Origin of the sequence: Bacillus shivajii (genome assembly GCF_020519665.1) — a bacterium.
Lineage (GTDB): Bacteria > Bacillota > Bacilli > Bacillales > Salisediminibacteriaceae > Bacillus_CA > Bacillus_CA shivajii.
The window spans coordinates 951,590-966,840 of record NZ_CP084703.1 but is presented as its reverse complement, the minus strand read 5'-3'; the positions used below and the strand labels follow the sequence as shown (position 1 = coordinate 966,840).

Genomic DNA, 15,251 nt, shown 5'->3' with positions numbered 1-15,251 from the left:
AACCTTGCATTTGTCGTGATTTTTTGAATCGTTTTGAAAAATCAATTAGTTCCATTTTTGATCTTTTTCAAATGTATCATAACGCTTGAAAAACAAAAAGAAACGAGTTTAAACAATGAACTCGTTTCTTCCGTTCTTTTATTTATTGCTAAAAACAACTCAGAGCTAACTCGGGAAGTCAAAGCTAGTCGCTGTGAGTCGCCATCTTCGCTCCATATAAAGGAAAGAATTGTAAAATAACACTTTTTATCAACAATGAACTTTACAGCGCCTATTTATTAAGAATGCTCGGCGCAAGACCTGCAATTTTTTCCATCACTTGCTGAATGTCTTCGTCTTGAACGTCTAGTTCTCTTAATGTGTTTTCTAAATGTGTTGCGATTGCTTTGAAGTGCTCAGGCTGAATGTTCATTCCTTCGTGAGCTTTTTCCATGCTCGTACCACTATATTGGTTAGGTCCGCCTAAAGCAAATGTTAAAAATTTCGTTTGGTGATCACGTTGCTTTTCCATATCCGTTTCTGTAAAAAATGAGTTTACTGTCTCATCTTCAAGTACTTTCTTGTAAAACATGTCTACTGCCGTTTCAATCGCTTCTTTTCCGCCTAGCCTTTCATACAAAGTTGCCATATGTATTCTCTCTCCTTTAATCGTTTTCACTTCTTATTATCCGCATTTCCACGATGTTTATATCGTAAACCTCCATTTTTATATCACAGTGATATCTGTCACAATATGCTACATTTAAAAAAATATTTATAAAAAGACAAAATCACCTAATGGAAAAAACATCCAGGTGCCAGGCACCTGGATGTTTTTTCCATTAATTAGTATAGTACTGTTGATGATTGAAGACTTTCTCCTTTTTCTAAGTGACTCGTTCGATTGATATAGTGGAACTTCACTTGTTCGTTTTCATCATATTCTATATGACTAATGCCAGTATTTCCAATAATAAAGGGTCGCGTAAGCTTGTGCCAACTTTCTCCTGCAATCATATACATAAGTAAAATACTGAGAAAACCACCATGAGAGACGAGTGCTACGGTATTGTTTTGATGAGCTGCATATAGTTGGTCAAGTACATAACGACATCGTTTGGTAATCTCCTCTTGGGTTTCACTACCTTCTACTCCTGATAATAAGAGTGAATGAGTGCTTATTTGAGGAAATTCTTCTTTTACTTGATCGCGGGACTTTCCTTCTAGCGGTCCAAGCCCAACCTCCCTTAATTGATCCCAACTTCGGATTGATAATGGGTGATGGTATTCTATCCCTTTCGCTGTTTCGTAAGCTCTGTCTAAATCACTTGAATAAATCGCATCTAAATGGACGTCTGAAAAGAAATGCCCTACAAAAACTGCTTGTTTTTTTCCTAACGTCGTCAACGGAAAATTTGCATGCCCTTGAATAATCCCCTTTTTATTCGCTTCAGATTGGCCATGCCTTATTAAATATAATTTCAATTTTCTCTCCCCCCTTTTATCTATTCTTTTCACATCATATAAAATAACATATACCGCTATGTATCATCTTTTCATAAACAAAACTTGACTTGTCGCCAAGTTCTAATGAGGAACTTCGGATATAGTCGATCACGTACTGTGATCAATCACTAAGCCACCACATCCTGTGTAAGTAAGGCTTAGTTACTATTATACTATCGACCATTATTTTATTAATACTGGTAGAAAAAATAAAAGAGATAACTCAAATGAGTTATCCCTTAAACTGACTTATTCTTCGTCTTCTTCGTCTTCAGTTTCTTCTTCACCTTCAACTTCTTCAAGTTCGTCAGCTGATATTTCTTCATCAGATTGATAAGAAAGTGCTAAAGCGATCGCTGTTGCTTCTACTTCTGCATCTACATCTGCAGGAACTTGAATCGTCACAATGTAACGACCATTTTCTGTGATTTCATAGAAAGAGTATTGACGGTAGTCATCGCCATCAATGTTTTCCGGGAAGTGACCAGGACGGCTTGCATCCCCTTCTACTTCAGCATAAAAATGGAATGGTACAGACTCATCAAGAAGATGGAATTCTGCATTTTCTACATGACCACGGTTAGCAATCATTCGCTCTTCCATGTTCATTTCGTTCTCTACGTCAACATCACGAGTGATAACGTCATCACCGTCTAAAATCAAATTTTCTTCTACTTCAAAGTAAACATCTTGTAAGAAATGACCTTCTTCAAATACTGCATATGCAACTGGCTGACCTTGTTCTGTATATTCAAATTCCATTCCTTCAAGTTTTTTCACTTCTTTTCCAAACGTTGTTGTATAAATAGAAGCATCATGAACGATTTCTTCTCCATCCACTTCCACACGCAATTCATCTTCAGAAGACTCTAAGACTGTAAAAGGCATACCAGCTTCTAGTTCTTCTGACTCTTCCTCTTCTGTTGCTTCTTCAGTTGTATCTTCGTCTTCTAGTTCTTCGGATACTTCTTCTGTTTCATCTTCTTGTGGAGCACCAGTTTGTTCTGTTTCTTCTTCAGTAGCACCACATGCAACAAGGGCTAAAGATAAAGCACCTAAGGCTAAAGACTTTGATAATACTTTCATAATATAAGATCCCCCTTAAATTTTGATCCTATTGGATTATAACAATTTTTTAACAGAAAATTAAGCACAGTTAAGTTCTCTGAATTTTACTAACTATTCTAAGATAACAAAAACATTGTCGCACCAATGTTTCGTGCCTCTAAATAAAAATGTGAAAAATTATGGGAAAATATCAAAAAGCTTTTTTTCGGACAAGTTTCAATGAAACCATTCCTCAAAGTCTACCTTTTTAAACATCATTGTTCATTGTTTGTTAGCGATTTTCCTTCTTTTCATGTAGATGTATTCTAAATATTAAAAGGCGCTCATTTTGAGCGCCTTCTCTGTCATTTATGATTCCGCTTCGATTTCTTTGCGATATCGCTGACATTGTTTTTCTAACTCATCAAGTTTTTCAATAATACGATCAATATCTTCAACGCCTGCTTTTTCAGGGTCAATCGAATCAAGCATATTTACAAGATGATCCATTCGCTGATGAAGAAGGGACATTTTTTCTTCCTTCCCCATTTGTATATCGTTCATGATCTTACTCCTTTCCGCAACGCTAACCGATTTCTGTGCCTATTGTAAACAAAACCAAACGAAACGACAAGACAGAATGTACAAATCCTTTAATTTAATTCATAAAAATTTAGCTGCTCACCACCAAGTTTCAATAGAACTAATGCTCCTAAAAGCAAGGAACAAAAAGTATCTCTATTTAAAAACATTCCCAAAAAGATGCCATTCTCAATCATGGAAAAATCATGTATGATGATAAACGGTGCAATACATTGAAAGGACGTTTTACTTGATGAAAACTTTACGACCTATTACACCTTCTTACGATCCGTGGGAAGCTTACTTGGACATAAAAGAATATGGAGAGCAACGTTTAACCAATGTTGAATTTACGACTACGAACTTGTGTAACATGCGATGTGAGCACTGTGCAGTCGGCTATTCATTACAAACGAAAGACCCAGATGCTTTGCCATTAGAGTTACTTTTGCAAAGGTTAGACGAGATTCCTCATTTACGATCATTAAGTATTACCGGTGGTGAACCGATGCTTTCAATAAAATCGGTGAAAAATTACGTCGTCCCTTTGTTAAAGTATGCCCATGAACGTGGTGTCCGCACACAAATTAATTCAAATTTAACAATGCCTATTGAACGATATGAAAGAATTATTCCTTATTTAGATGTATTACACATTTCTCATAACTACGGCAGTGTCGAAGACTTTGCAGAGATTGGTTTTGCCGTTATGGACCGAAAGCCGACATTTGAGCAAAGGAAAGCTTATTTTGATCGCATGGTAGAAAATAGCCGTTATTTAACGAAACAAGGTGTGACAGTTTCTGCTGAAACGATGATCAATAAGCGCACATTACCACACTTAGAACAAATCCATGATCAAATTATCGATATGGGATGTCAGCGTCACGAAGTGCATCCTATGTACCCAAGCGATTTTGCTAGCATTTTGTCGATCGCTTCATTATCAGAAATTAGGGAAGGGATCCACCGTTTACTAGATCATCGTAATCCGAACGTTTGGATGTTGTTTGGTACATTACCGTTTTACCCGTGTAATTCAAATGAAGAAGACCAAGCTTTGCTCGCTCGACTGTACAACGAGAAAAATGTTACAGTTCGAAACGACCCAGACGGTCGTTCAAGGTTAAATGTTGATATTTTTGATGGGACAATTAATGTCACTGACTTTCATGATGCGAAACCTCTAGGGAACATTCAAGAAACAAAGCTACCAGAAGCCTACAATCGTTGGAAAGAGTCCAGTTTGGCAAAAAGTATTGATTGCCATTGTCCTGCAGCTGAATGTCTTGGTCCTAACCTACTTGTTAAAAACGCCTACTACAAAGATATTGATTTCACAAAACGAAAAGCTATTGTTACGAAATAATGGGAATGCTATCCAGGTGGCAGGCACCTGGATAGTATTCCCATTTGTTTATCTTGGTTGATTTGTCGTTTGAAACTTCAAATTAATGTGATCTTGGATCGGTATCCAAGATCCGATTCCTTGTTGGGTCACATTTTTTACTTCTAACCACTTTTTATCACTCTTCATCCGGAGGAAGACTTCACCATATGTTACTTTTCCTTTTTCATTCACCGCTGGTGCAAAAGCTGTTAAATATCCCATCGTTTTCGGCGAGACGTTATACACTCGATCTGTTTTCGTTCCGTAGCCTATAACCGTTGAAAAGCTTAGTGGCAAATTCGTTTTTTCCATCGCTTTCATCATCATCATTTTTTGGACTGTTTCACCATTTGGCACATCTGCCGTTAAGCCACCTTTAATTCTTTTTTGCTGCTCTTGGTTATACGACACTTTTTTCTGTTCTTGTCCACCACGATTATCAATCATATTTGTATTCACTTTTTCAAAATCCCAGTTAATTTTCGTCTCATCTGATTCATAAGCCAGCGGCCATTGCCCTAAATAAATAGAAACATCCATTCCTAAAGCTAGCTTAGAGCCTTTTACGGCGGACTCATTAAACATTTTAATAAGCTCTGGATTTTCAATATTAATTTCCGTTGAGTCTAATAACTCTTCTGCCAATTCACTTGGTTTTAGACGCGGTAAGTCTTGTGTTGGATTCGGATATGTGTTCTCCTTCGAGATTTCCATCGCAGAATCTGGCAGTAAGTGGTCCTCTTTCTCTTCGTCCTTATCATCTGCAAAAACAGGTGGCATGAGAATAACATTTACAAGCATAAAGAATGCAAGAAAACATAAAGCACCTTTTTTCACCATTACGTCCTCCTTCATCAAATCACTAAAGATCATCCATTTACTGTTAGTTTTACTTCACAATAAAAAAATATCCGTAATTGGTAAAAAAATAAGGGCAGTCTCATTAACTTCCTGTATTGAATCAATTTCATAACTTAAAATATGATGCGAAATTCCGAATGGTGAGTGTGAACTCCACTTCAGACGGACGCTTTCCCGAGGGCTTGTCTTCAGCTAACTTAGGCTCGACAACTCTTCGCCTAAGTGGTTCTTCAGCTCGTTGCTCCTGCGGTTACTCGTCGCAGCTCGAAGCAGTTCGAAGAAGTATTGCTCGTCGTTGCTCCTGCGGTTACTCGTCGCAGCTCGAAGCAGTTCGAAGAAGTATTGCTCGTCGTTGCTCCTGCGGTTACTCGTCGCTGAGCCTCCGGGAGTTGCCGTTATACTATCGACCATAAATTTATAAATTCTGATAGTACAAATAAAACGTACATTTAATGAGTTATTTATAATATCATTCGTTTCATTGCGCAAAAAAACGTAATTATGAAATTGATTCTATTGTATTTCAATAACAAAAGAAATTTTCACTTTAAGAAGAGGGATTCTACAGTTAGAGCTAAATTTTGCAGTTTTAAAGACTTTATAAGTTATGAGTTTTATCCTTAGGGTTCTTTTCGTCTTCCTTTTTGTCTAAAGTGTAGGATTCATTCATCATTGATTTACCTTCAGATGGATAACCATCATGTCTTCTATCAGGATGTCCAAGCATATATGTGTATTTTCCTAATCGTTTATGATTAATGATTAAAGCTACTACTAATAAAAGAAACCCCATATATCCACCAGCTGTAAAGTCAATGAAAGCTGCTAATATAAATAATATTATTGCCACAATCACTACAACTGTTTGAATAATGATTAATAGAATACGACCACCTCCCCTAGTACTTTCCCTTCACCAACCTCGCTATAGTCAAATTGTAACATCAAATCCATCATTGGTTTCTATCTTCACTTCAACAAAAATGACTAACAAATTCAATGAAATTCATTAGTCATAATTAACCACACGATCGTCGCGATAAGTGATGGTGATATTAAATTTTCTTCTAGTTGTTTTGTGGTTCTTCTCCGTCTTCGATCACTTTAATCTCCCGCCAGCGACCCAATAAAAAGTAAGCTGCGGCAATGAGGCTACTTATCACAAAACTTACAGCCATTCCAATGGCAATACCTCGTTCTCCCATCATTGAAGCGAATAAGTATGTGAGTGGATAACGTAAGACCCAAAAAGAAATCGTATTTAAAATGAACACTTGAAACATTGCTCCTGCAGCACGTACAACACCATTTAAAACGAAGTTAATCCCTAAAAACGGATAAAAAAATGCGATCGTCTGAACATACATTTTCCCAAAAGCAATCGTTTCTTCATCTTGTACAAACAATGAAATCATTGCTTCTGCACTGAAGAAGACAATTGCTCCAATGGAAAACGAGACAAGGATAATGAGAAGCATCCCGCTTTTCGCTATATCGTTTACGCGATCCCATAACCTCGCCCCTATGTTTTGTCCAGCCATACTGTTAATCGCTGAACCTAACGTTAATGCAGGTAGCATAATTAAACTGTCTAGTCGTTGCGCTGCTCCAAACCCTGCGACAACTTCCTCTCCAAACGATGTCACGACTGTCATGATTGCAAGAACGCCACCTGATATAACCATCATTGATAAGCCAGAAGGAAGACCGAGTTTAAAAATATTTTTTAATAGAAACATCTGTGGCCATGTTGGCATCGAGAACGGAACATTTGCCTTTTTTATCGAATAAATCAGTCCATAAATAAATGCAGTACCTTGAGAAACAATTGTTGCATATGCTGCTCCATCAATGCCCATATTGAACCCCGCGATAAATAAAGGATCAAATATGGCATTTAAAACGACAGCAAGAAACACAAAACGAACAGGCGTTTTACTATCACCTAACGCTCTTAAAACAGTAGCAATAAAGTTATAACCGAACAGAAAAAGGATACCGATAAAGTTAATTTTTAAGTAGGATGTTGCTAAAGGTAAAATGTCTTCTGGTGTTCCCATCCACCGTAATATACTTCCTGACATGAGAAAACCAAAGATCCCTAACGCTAAAGTCATTAAACCTAAAATGACAACAAAAGCATTCAGAGATGATCTCAGACCTTGGTCATCTTTAGCCCCTTTATATTGCGACAAAACTGTAAGGGCAGCCGTATTTATCCCAATGATAAACGATAAAATCGTAAACACGACAGTTCCAGAAACAGCGATTGCTCCTAGAGCATTTGTTCCTAACAAATTACCGACCCAAAGCGAATCAACGAGCTGATAAGAAACTTGTAACAGGTTCGCTAAAAAAATGGGGCCAGAGAAAAAGATCATTTTTTTTAGAATACTACCTTCTGTAAAATCGTACTGTTTTTGTTCCATCTTTTATCACCCTCAACATCCGTGCGGGGTCTTTCAAGCCACAACCTGCTCCGTATTTTTATTGATTTTAATAAGGACCTCATTTAGAAATAGTGATCCTTTCATCCTTGATTGATCTGTAAACGGTGATTACCGACAAATCCTATTGCGAAAGCCTTAGTTGAATTATATCGAACATACTTTTATTCATTCTAATAGTACAAAAAGAAACGACTGCTATTTTAGCAGTCTTTCTTATGAACATGATTATATGATCGAAAAGCTTTCTGTAAGCTCTACGGCCCCGATAATTGTTTGTGCCATCGGGCAATTTTTTCTCGCAAGTTCAACTGCTTTTTCCACTTTTGCTTCTTTAAGCCCTTCACCGTTAATATTGTAATGAAGGTGAATCTTCGTAATTTTATTCGCTTCATCAGGGTTACGCTCTACATCAGCGTCGATTGTCATATCGGATACAGTCATACGTTGTTTTTCTAATACTTTCCTTAACACGCCTCCACCACAAACTGCAATAGATCCAACCATTAATTGGTAAGGGCGATAACCGTATTCCTCATTTCCTGAGATTTGTAATGTTCCATATTCTACTATTGTTTCAAATCCATTTTCTTTCATTTGAAATTTCATGAGACAACCATCCTTTTCGTGTTTGAATTATCCATTATTATTTTAACCTCGATTCCATTCATTCGTCACGCCAAAAACATTTTCTTGAATTCCAACTAAAACAATTTAGAATAGATAAAGGAAAGTGAAATTGAATTATATAAATGATTGGAGATGCGGTATGACATCAAATCAGTTAACTATAAATCCTCCAAATAACAATCCGAATTATCGATATTGGGTTCTCGTTGGTATGGTGCTCATCGCAGGTTTTTCACAAGGAATGCTTCTTCCAGTACTTGCGGTGATGCTCGAAACAGCTGGTGTATCTTCAGCTGCTAACGGGCTTAATGCAGCTGCGCTATATATCGGAATTATATTAGTTGCACCTTTTATTGAAAAACCGGTTCGCAAATATGGATATAAACCTGTTATTGCGTTAGGCCTTGTCATTTTAGTCGTCACCCTCATGTTATTTCCATTTTGGCAATCCTTTTGGTTTTGGTTCGTATTAAGAATGGCAGTTGGTATTGCAGATAACTTGATTCACTTTTCTACACAAGTATGGATCAGTTCAACAAGTACGAAAGAAAAAAGAGGACGACAGCTTGCAATATATGGACTAGCCTTTGGGATGGGCTTCGGCCTTGGCCCTATGATGACAAGACTCCTTGAAGTTAATGACTTTTTACCATTTATTATCGCTTCAGCTGCGAGTATCGTAGCTTGGGTTTTCATGCTCTTTCTTAAAAATGAATGGCCGGCAAACGACTTTGAAACAGCGTCACAACTCGGAACGTTATCTCGTTATAAGCAAGTGTTTAAATTAGCATGGTTTGCCCTTCTTCCAGGATTTTGCTTTGGCTATATGGAAGCTTCTCTACACGGAAATTTCCCGGTATACGCGATGCGTTTCGGACTTGATATACAATTCGTTACAGTCTTTTTACTACCGAGCTTCGTGTTTGGCAGCTTAATAACACAGCTACCACTCGGAATACTAAGTGATAAAGTTGGCAGAAGTCGAGTTCTACATTCCCTTGCTTTTCTCGGTCTCATTCTCTTTTTCTCTATGAGTTTCGTTGAAGAAAACCAATGGATGCTTTGGACTCTGTTTACACTCGCAGGAATGTTGTTAGGCTCTCTTTTCTCTCTTGGAATTGCCTATTTAGCAGACCTTTTACCTGCAAACCTCCTTCCAACAGGAAATGTGATGACGGGCGTTCTGTTTGCGACCGGAAGTATGATCGGCCCAACTATTGGTGGGTGGCTCATTGAAATTGTTGGTCAAGGTGCGATATATTATTCCATTAGTGCCATGCTACTATTTATGTTTGCAGCCGGAATGCTATTTGAAAAAACAAAGCAGCACCACCACAACGATCCTGCAAATGAAGCTGCGTAATATAAAGAAAACTCGCCGATTGGCGAGCCTTGGGCGAAGACAGAGGCGTTAGTTGCGACGAGCTTTACTTCTTGATTAAGCTTCGAGCTGCGACGAGTAACCGCAGGAGCCGACGCACAGGACGTGCTAGCACCGGTGTTTCGATAGGACATCGCGTTTTTAGCCGGTGAACTTATACTTAGTTCTTTAAAATTTTCTCTACGTCGATCTACTTCTTCGCTAAAATTTTATAAATTAACGTGTAAATAAAGTGCCAGGCACCTGAAAAATGTTTCCAGGTGCCTGGCACTCTTATATTAGCACTCTTATATTATTGAAACACTTGATCGATAACATTAGAAGACCTAGCATTGTTTAAGTTTTTATTAACTTTTCCTGAGACTTTTATACGAAGCTGTGATTCTAATGAGCGAACCATTTCAGGTTCTCCTACTAGGTAGACCTTCTCCCATTTTCGTTTACTTTGCATTCTCTCAATTGTAGTTGCCATTCCTTTATAAAAGCGGTGTAAGTTTTCACGAAACCGTTGTTCAAAACCATCAACATGACTCGCACCTGAAGCGGTCCTGTCTGCCGAAGCTAAGCCTTCTTTAAAGGTCCACTCTTCTGTGTCAGGGTTGAAAGTGTACGTATGCGATTCATGTAACTCTCCTAGGTCAACGTCATACACTTTCACTTCATCCATATTCGGTAAGATTACCGCACTCTTTGGATAGTCACGTTGAATTTGTTCAAGCTGATCAACAATTGGCGTTGTTTCCCAATGAAAACTTGTTTCAACTGGAACTTGTAAGTAGTGAACTGACCATAAATCCTGCTCTTCAGAAGCGAAAATAACAACTCCTTTTTGTAACAACGTCTGATTACCGTGGATTTCTTTTTCTACTTTATCTTTCATCTTTTGATAGCTCTTTAACTGATTATCGTCTCCTGCAGCCTGTAAGTATTCTTCAAGCTTTTTCAAACCATTTTTTAATCGAATCTTCCATTCACCTTTTTGCTGGTCTTGATCGGCACGATCAGTGTTTAAATAGACGGACAATACACACTTTCCTTCACTGCATCGGAACTGCTGTAATGCTTCCAACTCTTTCGATAAAGCCATTTACAAAATTCCCCCTTAAAATAGCGTGTACAAGTATGTAACCGTAAAAGAAGCTAGTTAAACACAAAATTTAAGTGCCAGGCACCTGTAAATGATTTACCGGGTCCTGGCACTTTGTACAATGGTTCAGTTATTCGTTTTTGGATTCTGGTAATAAAGCTGTTTCATTTTCGAGTTGTTCCGAATCGATTTGTGTCATTTGCGATGCGAATGATTGAAATTCATTTTTCGTTTCTTCTAATGCACTGATTAAATCTTTTGCATGCTCTTTCATATGTAAAGATGATTCTACAATTTTCTCTACATCATCTGAAGCGTTCTCAACGACTGTTGTAATCTTCTCACTTGACTGTCTAACCTTTTCGACTAATGGTTCACGATTTTCATTTAGAACGGTTATCCAATGTTTTGTTTGATTACTAATGCATTCAGCACTGCTAATTACTTTTGATCGAGTACTTTTATTTGCTGCTACATAAGCAACTCCTGCTACTGTTCCCGCAATTAATCCCCGTACGACCCACTTTTTCGCTTGCTGATCATTTTCCATTCCCTCGTCCTCCCGTTCAAAATCATTTTCAATAGCTTCTTAATATCATTTTACCAAGAAAAAGTTAAATCAAACAAAAATTTTCACATCGTTTTTTCCAATGTTGACAAAATAGTAAAAAATATATCAAAAGTCGAAGAACAAAAAAATCATTCATTCGTCACAAATGAATGATTTTAAAAGGTTTTTCATAAGATTTGTCGGATGTTCACTTGGTTACACAATCTTCTCAGCACTTTTCGTGTTTACTATTTTCCTTGTTGCTCCACGATTTCGTTCATCCGGACCTAACCACATTACTTGCATATATGATAATAGAACACACCATCACGGTTTTCTGTCGTTACTTCTCCATTTACCTCTAAAAGATCTAAATGTCCAAGTGTTTCCGATAACGTTAATCCAGGTTGCTTTTCATATAAACGATGATAGACCTTTTTACATAGCTCAAAGCTTGTCATTGCATCATAACCTAGCATTTCTTTAAAGTATACTGCTTTTTTTTCTTGCTCGATTAGTCTCGATTCAATCAATTCTCTTGGTTCATTAATGATCTTCCCGTGCCCTGAATAGCAAACTTTCACGTCTATACATTTTTTCAATGCATCTCGATATTGAAGTAATGTTTTAGGTCTGTCGCTTCCATCTTCATATGGTGCTTCAATAATTGCATTGGAAGAAATGTGTGAAATTAAATGATCTCCTGCGATCAACGTTCCATCTTCTTCTCGTAATAATGAAATGTGGCTTTGTGCATGCCCCGGTGTTTCAATCGTCGTCCAACCACTAAGACCTGGAATCGGTTCTCCTTCATTTAAAACATGGTCGACATCACCTTTTGCTGAAAAACTTCGGTAATATTCATTCGCTTTTTCGATGTCTTGAATGAGCTGCTTTGGAACTCCGTGCTTTTTATAAAACGATTGAAAAAATTGATGTGTCCGTGCTAAAAAGTTAGCATCTCTCGTTAACCATGGCACTAAGTTTTTATGTCCATAAACTTTTGCTTTCGGTAAAAACTTTTCAAGTAATCCGATATGATCCGGATGGTGATGTGTTAATATGACGACTTCAATATCCTCAATTTCAATATTAATTTCTTTAAGTTGATCCTTCATCGCGTGAAATGCTTCTTCTGTTTTTGGTCCCGTATCTACAAGCGTAAGGACGTCTCCTTTTATCAGGTACGTATTTACTGGCCCAACTAGAAACGGAGTGGGTATTGTTATTTGATATATTTCTTTCGTTAATTGATTCATTAGTAGACTCATAGTACCTCCTTCACAGGAAAATGAATGAACATTCACTCGTTTATTTCTATTTTATACGATTTACTGCTCTTTGTCATGAATTCTTTCCCCTTATTTAAATTACTCTTTGCAAAGAGTATACTTTTATTAAATACATATCGTTTTTAAGAAAGGTAGCATGAAGAGGCAGATCACAACGCAAAGAAGAACACAGGAAGAGTTTCCTGTGTAATGGATGGAGAAAATAAAAAAAGGTTACTTTCTATTGAATCAATTTCATAAATACGTTTTTTGCGCAATGAAACGAATGATATTATAAAATTATCATTAAATGTATGTTTTATTTTAAAGTGATCGTAACGAAAGGCGGTGACTCCCAGAGGATCAGCGCAGTCTGAAGATACACTTAGGCGAAGAGTAATCGAGCCTAAGTTAGCTGAAGACAAGCCCTCGGGAAAGCGTCCTTCTGAAGTGAAGTTCACGCTCATCATTCGGAATTTGGCATCATATTTTGAGTTATGAAATTAATTCGAATGTATAAAATTTTAGCTAAGAAGCAATTTCGGCGTAGTGAAAATTTTTATGTGTATAGTTATGTTCACCGGCGTTCCGACATCCTGTCGGAACGCCGGTGTTAGCACGTCCTGTGCGTTACAACGGCGCCTTTGTCTTCGCCTTAAAGGCTCGCCAATCGGCGAGTTTTCTTTATACTTCAAGAATTTTTAACTTTGATAAAGGATTAAAGTAACTGCTCCTGCGGTTACTCGTCGCAGGTCGAAGTAGCTCGGGGTTGTAGGGCTGTGTGCTCCTGCGGTTACTCGTCGCAGGTCGAAGTAGCTCGGGGTTGTAGGGCTGTGTGCTCCTGCGGTTACTCGTCGCAGGTCCTAGTAATTCGGGGAAGTAGCGCTCGGTGCTCCTGCGGTTACTCGTCGCAACTCGTAGTTTATTCAATGGAGTTATGCTTGTGGCAACTAAGGCTTACTTCCACAGGAGGTGGTGGCTTCGGTGTTGATCACAGGACGTGATCGACTTTAGCCGAAGTTCATTAACGATAAGCCAAGTTTTGTTTAGATGTGAACGTAACAAAAGACGGCGACTCCCAGAGGATCAGCTCAGTCTGAAGATCCACTTAGGCGAATAGTTGTCGAGCCTAAGTTAGCCGATGACAAGCCCTCGGGAAAGCGTCCGTCTGTAGTGAAGTTCACACTCATGATTCGGAATTTCGCATCATATTTGAGTTATGAAATTGATTCTCTATTAAGTAAATAATTTATAAAATGCATATGTGTGAGTTCATCTACAATAAATGAATCGATCTCGTTTATATACATTGGGTTGATTTGATTTTTCAACTGAGAATAAAGTTTAATCGTTCCTTTCTTTCGAGACATTATATAAAATAACCCTTCATCTAAGTTGTTCGGGATCTCTATTTCTCCTGGGGTAATTTTCGGCACCTGTCTAGCTATTTGAACATAACTTTTTTTTAACGCATCATAATGGTTTCTATCATCTGTTAGGATATCATGGAAAAGGTACTCTGCTCTCTTATCATTACTAAGTACCTTTAAATAATCTAACAGTAATTCATCTGTACTTTCTCTTTGAAGAAGGTGTATTATTAATCTAAGCACAATTGTGTTATTTGGATTGTTATATTCCCAAGGTCCGCTTAGCCCACTAAAACCTCCATAATAAAACATTTCACCCCTCCCAACTTTCATATACCTATATCCTTATCCAATATATGAGTATATTGTAAAAAAATGATTCGAAAGAGTTCATAAAGTTGTAACAGGTTTCACATGTACAGATAGTAAAAAGTAATATAATTGAATTGAAAGAAAATTACGATTAAAGGGTTGATTGAAATGAGAAAAAGACTATCAAAAAGTTTTAACGAACTTGTAAATGAAAATAAACAACAATTACTTCGAGATGAGAAAGCAATCTCTCAAATCGAAAGAAAAGTCGATGATAAGTATGTAAAGAAAGAATTACAAAAAGCGTAAAATCAATTTGTTTCATCATTCGTACTATGTTCAAAAATTCACATAAATTTTGGACATATACAATAAAAATTGCACACACATGCAAAAGTCTGCTCCTAAAGTGTTAAACACTTTGTTGGAACAGACTTTTTGCATGCGTAATCATTTATTATGATTGATATTCTTTTAAAAGAGAATTTAATTTTAATGCTTGAGATAAATCCCCTCTTACTTTTAGCTTCCCTGTCATATAAGCGGTTGTTGGATTTAAGTTACCTTCTGCAAGTTTTAAAAAGTTTTTATCACTTAGTTCAAGTGTCGTCTTGGCTTCTAGCGTTTCACCCTCTAGGTACTCCACTGTCCCATCTTCAAGCTTTAACTGATAAATCCCCTCATCATCACCAGATATATTAAATTGATAAACGATATTTAAACCTTGGATATGAGAAGGGTCTTCCTTAATTTTGCTTACTAGTTGATCAAACATTTCTTTTACAGTCACAATTTTTCCACCTTTCATTCGACAAAATGATTGAATGTTCACTCATTA

Annotated in this window: 17 protein-coding genes; 4 read left to right on the top strand and 13 right to left on the bottom strand. The window is 37.3% G+C overall.

All coding sequences use genetic code 11. The annotated features are described in order from the left end of the window. Positions 1–271: 271 nt before the first annotated feature. The 4 genes from LGQ02_RS04615 to LGQ02_RS04600 all read right to left on the bottom strand — a co-directional run bounded on the left by LGQ02_RS04615 (position 272) and on the right by LGQ02_RS04600 (position 3,096). The gene (locus tag LGQ02_RS04615) at positions 272–628 is read right to left on the bottom strand and encodes a group I truncated hemoglobin (RefSeq protein WP_226517057.1); all 357 of its coding nucleotides are present in this window, start codon (positions 626–628) and stop codon (positions 272–274) included. Positions 629–825: 197 nt separating this feature from the next. Next, a complete protein-coding gene (locus LGQ02_RS04610; protein WP_226517056.1) occupies positions 826–1,464 on the bottom strand; it encodes a histidine phosphatase family protein in 639 nt (212 codons plus the stop codon). Positions 1,465–1,734: 270 nt separating this feature from the next. Then, entirely contained in the window at positions 1,735–2,571 is an 837-nt protein-coding gene (locus tag LGQ02_RS04605) for a hypothetical protein (RefSeq protein ID WP_226517055.1), read from the bottom strand. A 330-nt stretch (positions 2,572–2,901) separates the two neighbouring features. After that, positions 2,902–3,096: an SE1561 family protein gene (locus tag LGQ02_RS04600; protein ID WP_226517054.1), complete on the bottom strand. Its 195-nt coding sequence runs from the start codon at positions 3,094–3,096 to the stop codon at positions 2,902–2,904. A 271-nt stretch (positions 3,097–3,367) separates the two neighbouring features. Here LGQ02_RS04600 and yfkAB point away from each other — a divergent pair, with 271 nt between their 5' ends. Beyond that, complete coding sequence (yfkAB, locus tag LGQ02_RS04595) at positions 3,368–4,483, top strand: radical SAM/CxCxxxxC motif protein YfkAB (RefSeq protein ID WP_226517053.1); 1,116 nt, start codon at positions 3,368–3,370, stop codon at positions 4,481–4,483. 48 nt (positions 4,484–4,531) lie between these two features. Here yfkAB and LGQ02_RS04590 read toward each other — a convergent pair whose 3' ends face one another. After that, positions 4,532–5,344, bottom strand: a complete 813-nt coding sequence (locus tag LGQ02_RS04590; protein WP_404802380.1) for a YfkD famly protein — start codon at positions 5,342–5,344, stop codon at positions 4,532–4,534. Positions 5,345–5,587: 243 nt separating this feature from the next. On the opposite strand from LGQ02_RS04590, the gene LGQ02_RS04585 reads away from it, so the two are divergent. Next, on the top strand, positions 5,588–5,743 hold the full coding sequence (locus LGQ02_RS04585; RefSeq protein WP_226517052.1) for a hypothetical protein: 156 nt from the start codon (positions 5,588–5,590) through the stop codon (positions 5,741–5,743). A 220-nt stretch (positions 5,744–5,963) separates the two neighbouring features. On the opposite strand, the gene LGQ02_RS04580 is transcribed toward LGQ02_RS04585, so the two are convergent. From LGQ02_RS04580 to LGQ02_RS04570, 3 genes are all read right to left on the bottom strand, one after another. Beyond that, entirely contained in the window at positions 5,964–6,215 is a 252-nt protein-coding gene (locus LGQ02_RS04580) for a hypothetical protein (RefSeq protein ID WP_226517051.1), read from the bottom strand. Between the two features lie 217 nt (positions 6,216–6,432). Further along, a complete protein-coding gene (locus LGQ02_RS04575; RefSeq protein ID WP_226517050.1) occupies positions 6,433–7,794 on the bottom strand; it encodes an MATE family efflux transporter in 1,362 nt (453 codons plus the stop codon). A 246-nt stretch (positions 7,795–8,040) separates the two neighbouring features. After that, positions 8,041–8,421 (bottom strand): OsmC family protein, encoded by a 381-nt coding sequence (locus tag LGQ02_RS04570; RefSeq protein ID WP_226517049.1) that lies wholly within the window; start codon positions 8,419–8,421, stop codon positions 8,041–8,043. A gap of 160 nt (positions 8,422–8,581) precedes the next feature. Here LGQ02_RS04570 and LGQ02_RS04565 point away from each other — a divergent pair, with 160 nt between their 5' ends. Next, the gene (locus LGQ02_RS04565) at positions 8,582–9,805 is read left to right on the top strand and encodes an MFS transporter (RefSeq protein WP_226517048.1); all 1,224 of its coding nucleotides are present in this window, start codon (positions 8,582–8,584) and stop codon (positions 9,803–9,805) included. 310 nt (positions 9,806–10,115) lie between these two features. On the opposite strand, the gene LGQ02_RS04560 is transcribed toward LGQ02_RS04565, so the two are convergent. From LGQ02_RS04560 to LGQ02_RS04545, 4 genes are all read right to left on the bottom strand, one after another. Then, on the bottom strand, positions 10,116–10,910 hold the full coding sequence (locus LGQ02_RS04560; protein ID WP_226517047.1) for a VLRF1 family aeRF1-type release factor: 795 nt from the start codon (positions 10,908–10,910) through the stop codon (positions 10,116–10,118). Positions 10,911–11,040: 130 nt separating this feature from the next. Beyond that, entirely contained in the window at positions 11,041–11,460 is a 420-nt protein-coding gene (locus tag LGQ02_RS04555) for a hypothetical protein (RefSeq protein ID WP_226517046.1), read from the bottom strand. Positions 11,461–11,756: 296 nt separating this feature from the next. After that, positions 11,757–12,731: an MBL fold metallo-hydrolase gene (locus tag LGQ02_RS04550; protein ID WP_226517045.1), complete on the bottom strand. Its 975-nt coding sequence runs from the start codon at positions 12,729–12,731 to the stop codon at positions 11,757–11,759. Between the two features lie 1,217 nt (positions 12,732–13,948). Further along, the gene (locus tag LGQ02_RS04545; protein ID WP_226517044.1) at positions 13,949–14,413 is read right to left on the bottom strand and encodes a hypothetical protein; all 465 of its coding nucleotides are present in this window, start codon (positions 14,411–14,413) and stop codon (positions 13,949–13,951) included. A gap of 168 nt (positions 14,414–14,581) precedes the next feature. Here LGQ02_RS04545 and LGQ02_RS04540 point away from each other — a divergent pair, with 168 nt between their 5' ends. After that, positions 14,582–14,722 (top strand): FbpB family small basic protein, encoded by a 141-nt coding sequence (locus tag LGQ02_RS04540; RefSeq protein WP_226517043.1) that lies wholly within the window; start codon positions 14,582–14,584, stop codon positions 14,720–14,722. Positions 14,723–14,870: 148 nt separating this feature from the next. On the opposite strand, the gene LGQ02_RS04535 is transcribed toward LGQ02_RS04540, so the two are convergent. After that, positions 14,871–15,203: an SCP2 sterol-binding domain-containing protein gene (locus LGQ02_RS04535; protein WP_226517042.1), complete on the bottom strand. Its 333-nt coding sequence runs from the start codon at positions 15,201–15,203 to the stop codon at positions 14,871–14,873. Positions 15,204–15,251: the final 48 nt, after the last annotated feature.

Bases quoted from the DNA above. Each gene is read 5' to 3' on its own strand.
- LGQ02_RS04600 (WP_226517054.1), bottom strand. From the start codon at position 3,096: ATGAACGATATACAAATGGGGAAGGAAGAAAAAATGTCCCTTCTTCAT.
- LGQ02_RS04575 (WP_226517050.1), bottom strand. From the start codon at position 7,794: ATGGAACAAAAACAGTACGATTTTACAGAAGGTAGTATTCTAAAAAAA.
- LGQ02_RS04570 (WP_226517049.1), bottom strand. From the start codon at position 8,421: ATGAAATTTCAAATGAAAGAAAATGGATTTGAAACAATAGTAGAATAT.
- LGQ02_RS04550 (WP_226517045.1), bottom strand. From the start codon at position 12,731: ATGAGTCTACTAATGAATCAATTAACGAAAGAAATATATCAAATAACA.
- yfkAB (WP_226517053.1), top strand. From the start codon at position 3,368: ATGAAAACTTTACGACCTATTACACCTTCTTACGATCCGTGGGAAGCT.
- LGQ02_RS04605 (WP_226517055.1), bottom strand. From the start codon at position 2,571: ATGAAAGTATTATCAAAGTCTTTAGCCTTAGGTGCTTTATCTTTAGCC.
- LGQ02_RS04555 (WP_226517046.1), bottom strand. From the start codon at position 11,460: ATGGAAAATGATCAGCAAGCGAAAAAGTGGGTCGTACGGGGATTAATT.
- LGQ02_RS04540 (WP_226517043.1), top strand. From the start codon at position 14,582: ATGAGAAAAAGACTATCAAAAAGTTTTAACGAACTTGTAAATGAAAAT.
- LGQ02_RS04615 (WP_226517057.1), bottom strand. From the start codon at position 628: ATGGCAACTTTGTATGAAAGGCTAGGCGGAAAAGAAGCGATTGAAACG.
- LGQ02_RS04590 (WP_404802380.1), bottom strand. From the start codon at position 5,344: ATGGTGAAAAAAGGTGCTTTATGTTTTCTTGCATTCTTTATGCTTGTA.
- LGQ02_RS04560 (WP_226517047.1), bottom strand. From the start codon at position 10,910: ATGGCTTTATCGAAAGAGTTGGAAGCATTACAGCAGTTCCGATGCAGT.
- LGQ02_RS04545 (WP_226517044.1), bottom strand. From the start codon at position 14,413: ATGTTTTATTATGGAGGTTTTAGTGGGCTAAGCGGACCTTGGGAATAT.
- LGQ02_RS04565 (WP_226517048.1), top strand. From the start codon at position 8,582: ATGACATCAAATCAGTTAACTATAAATCCTCCAAATAACAATCCGAAT.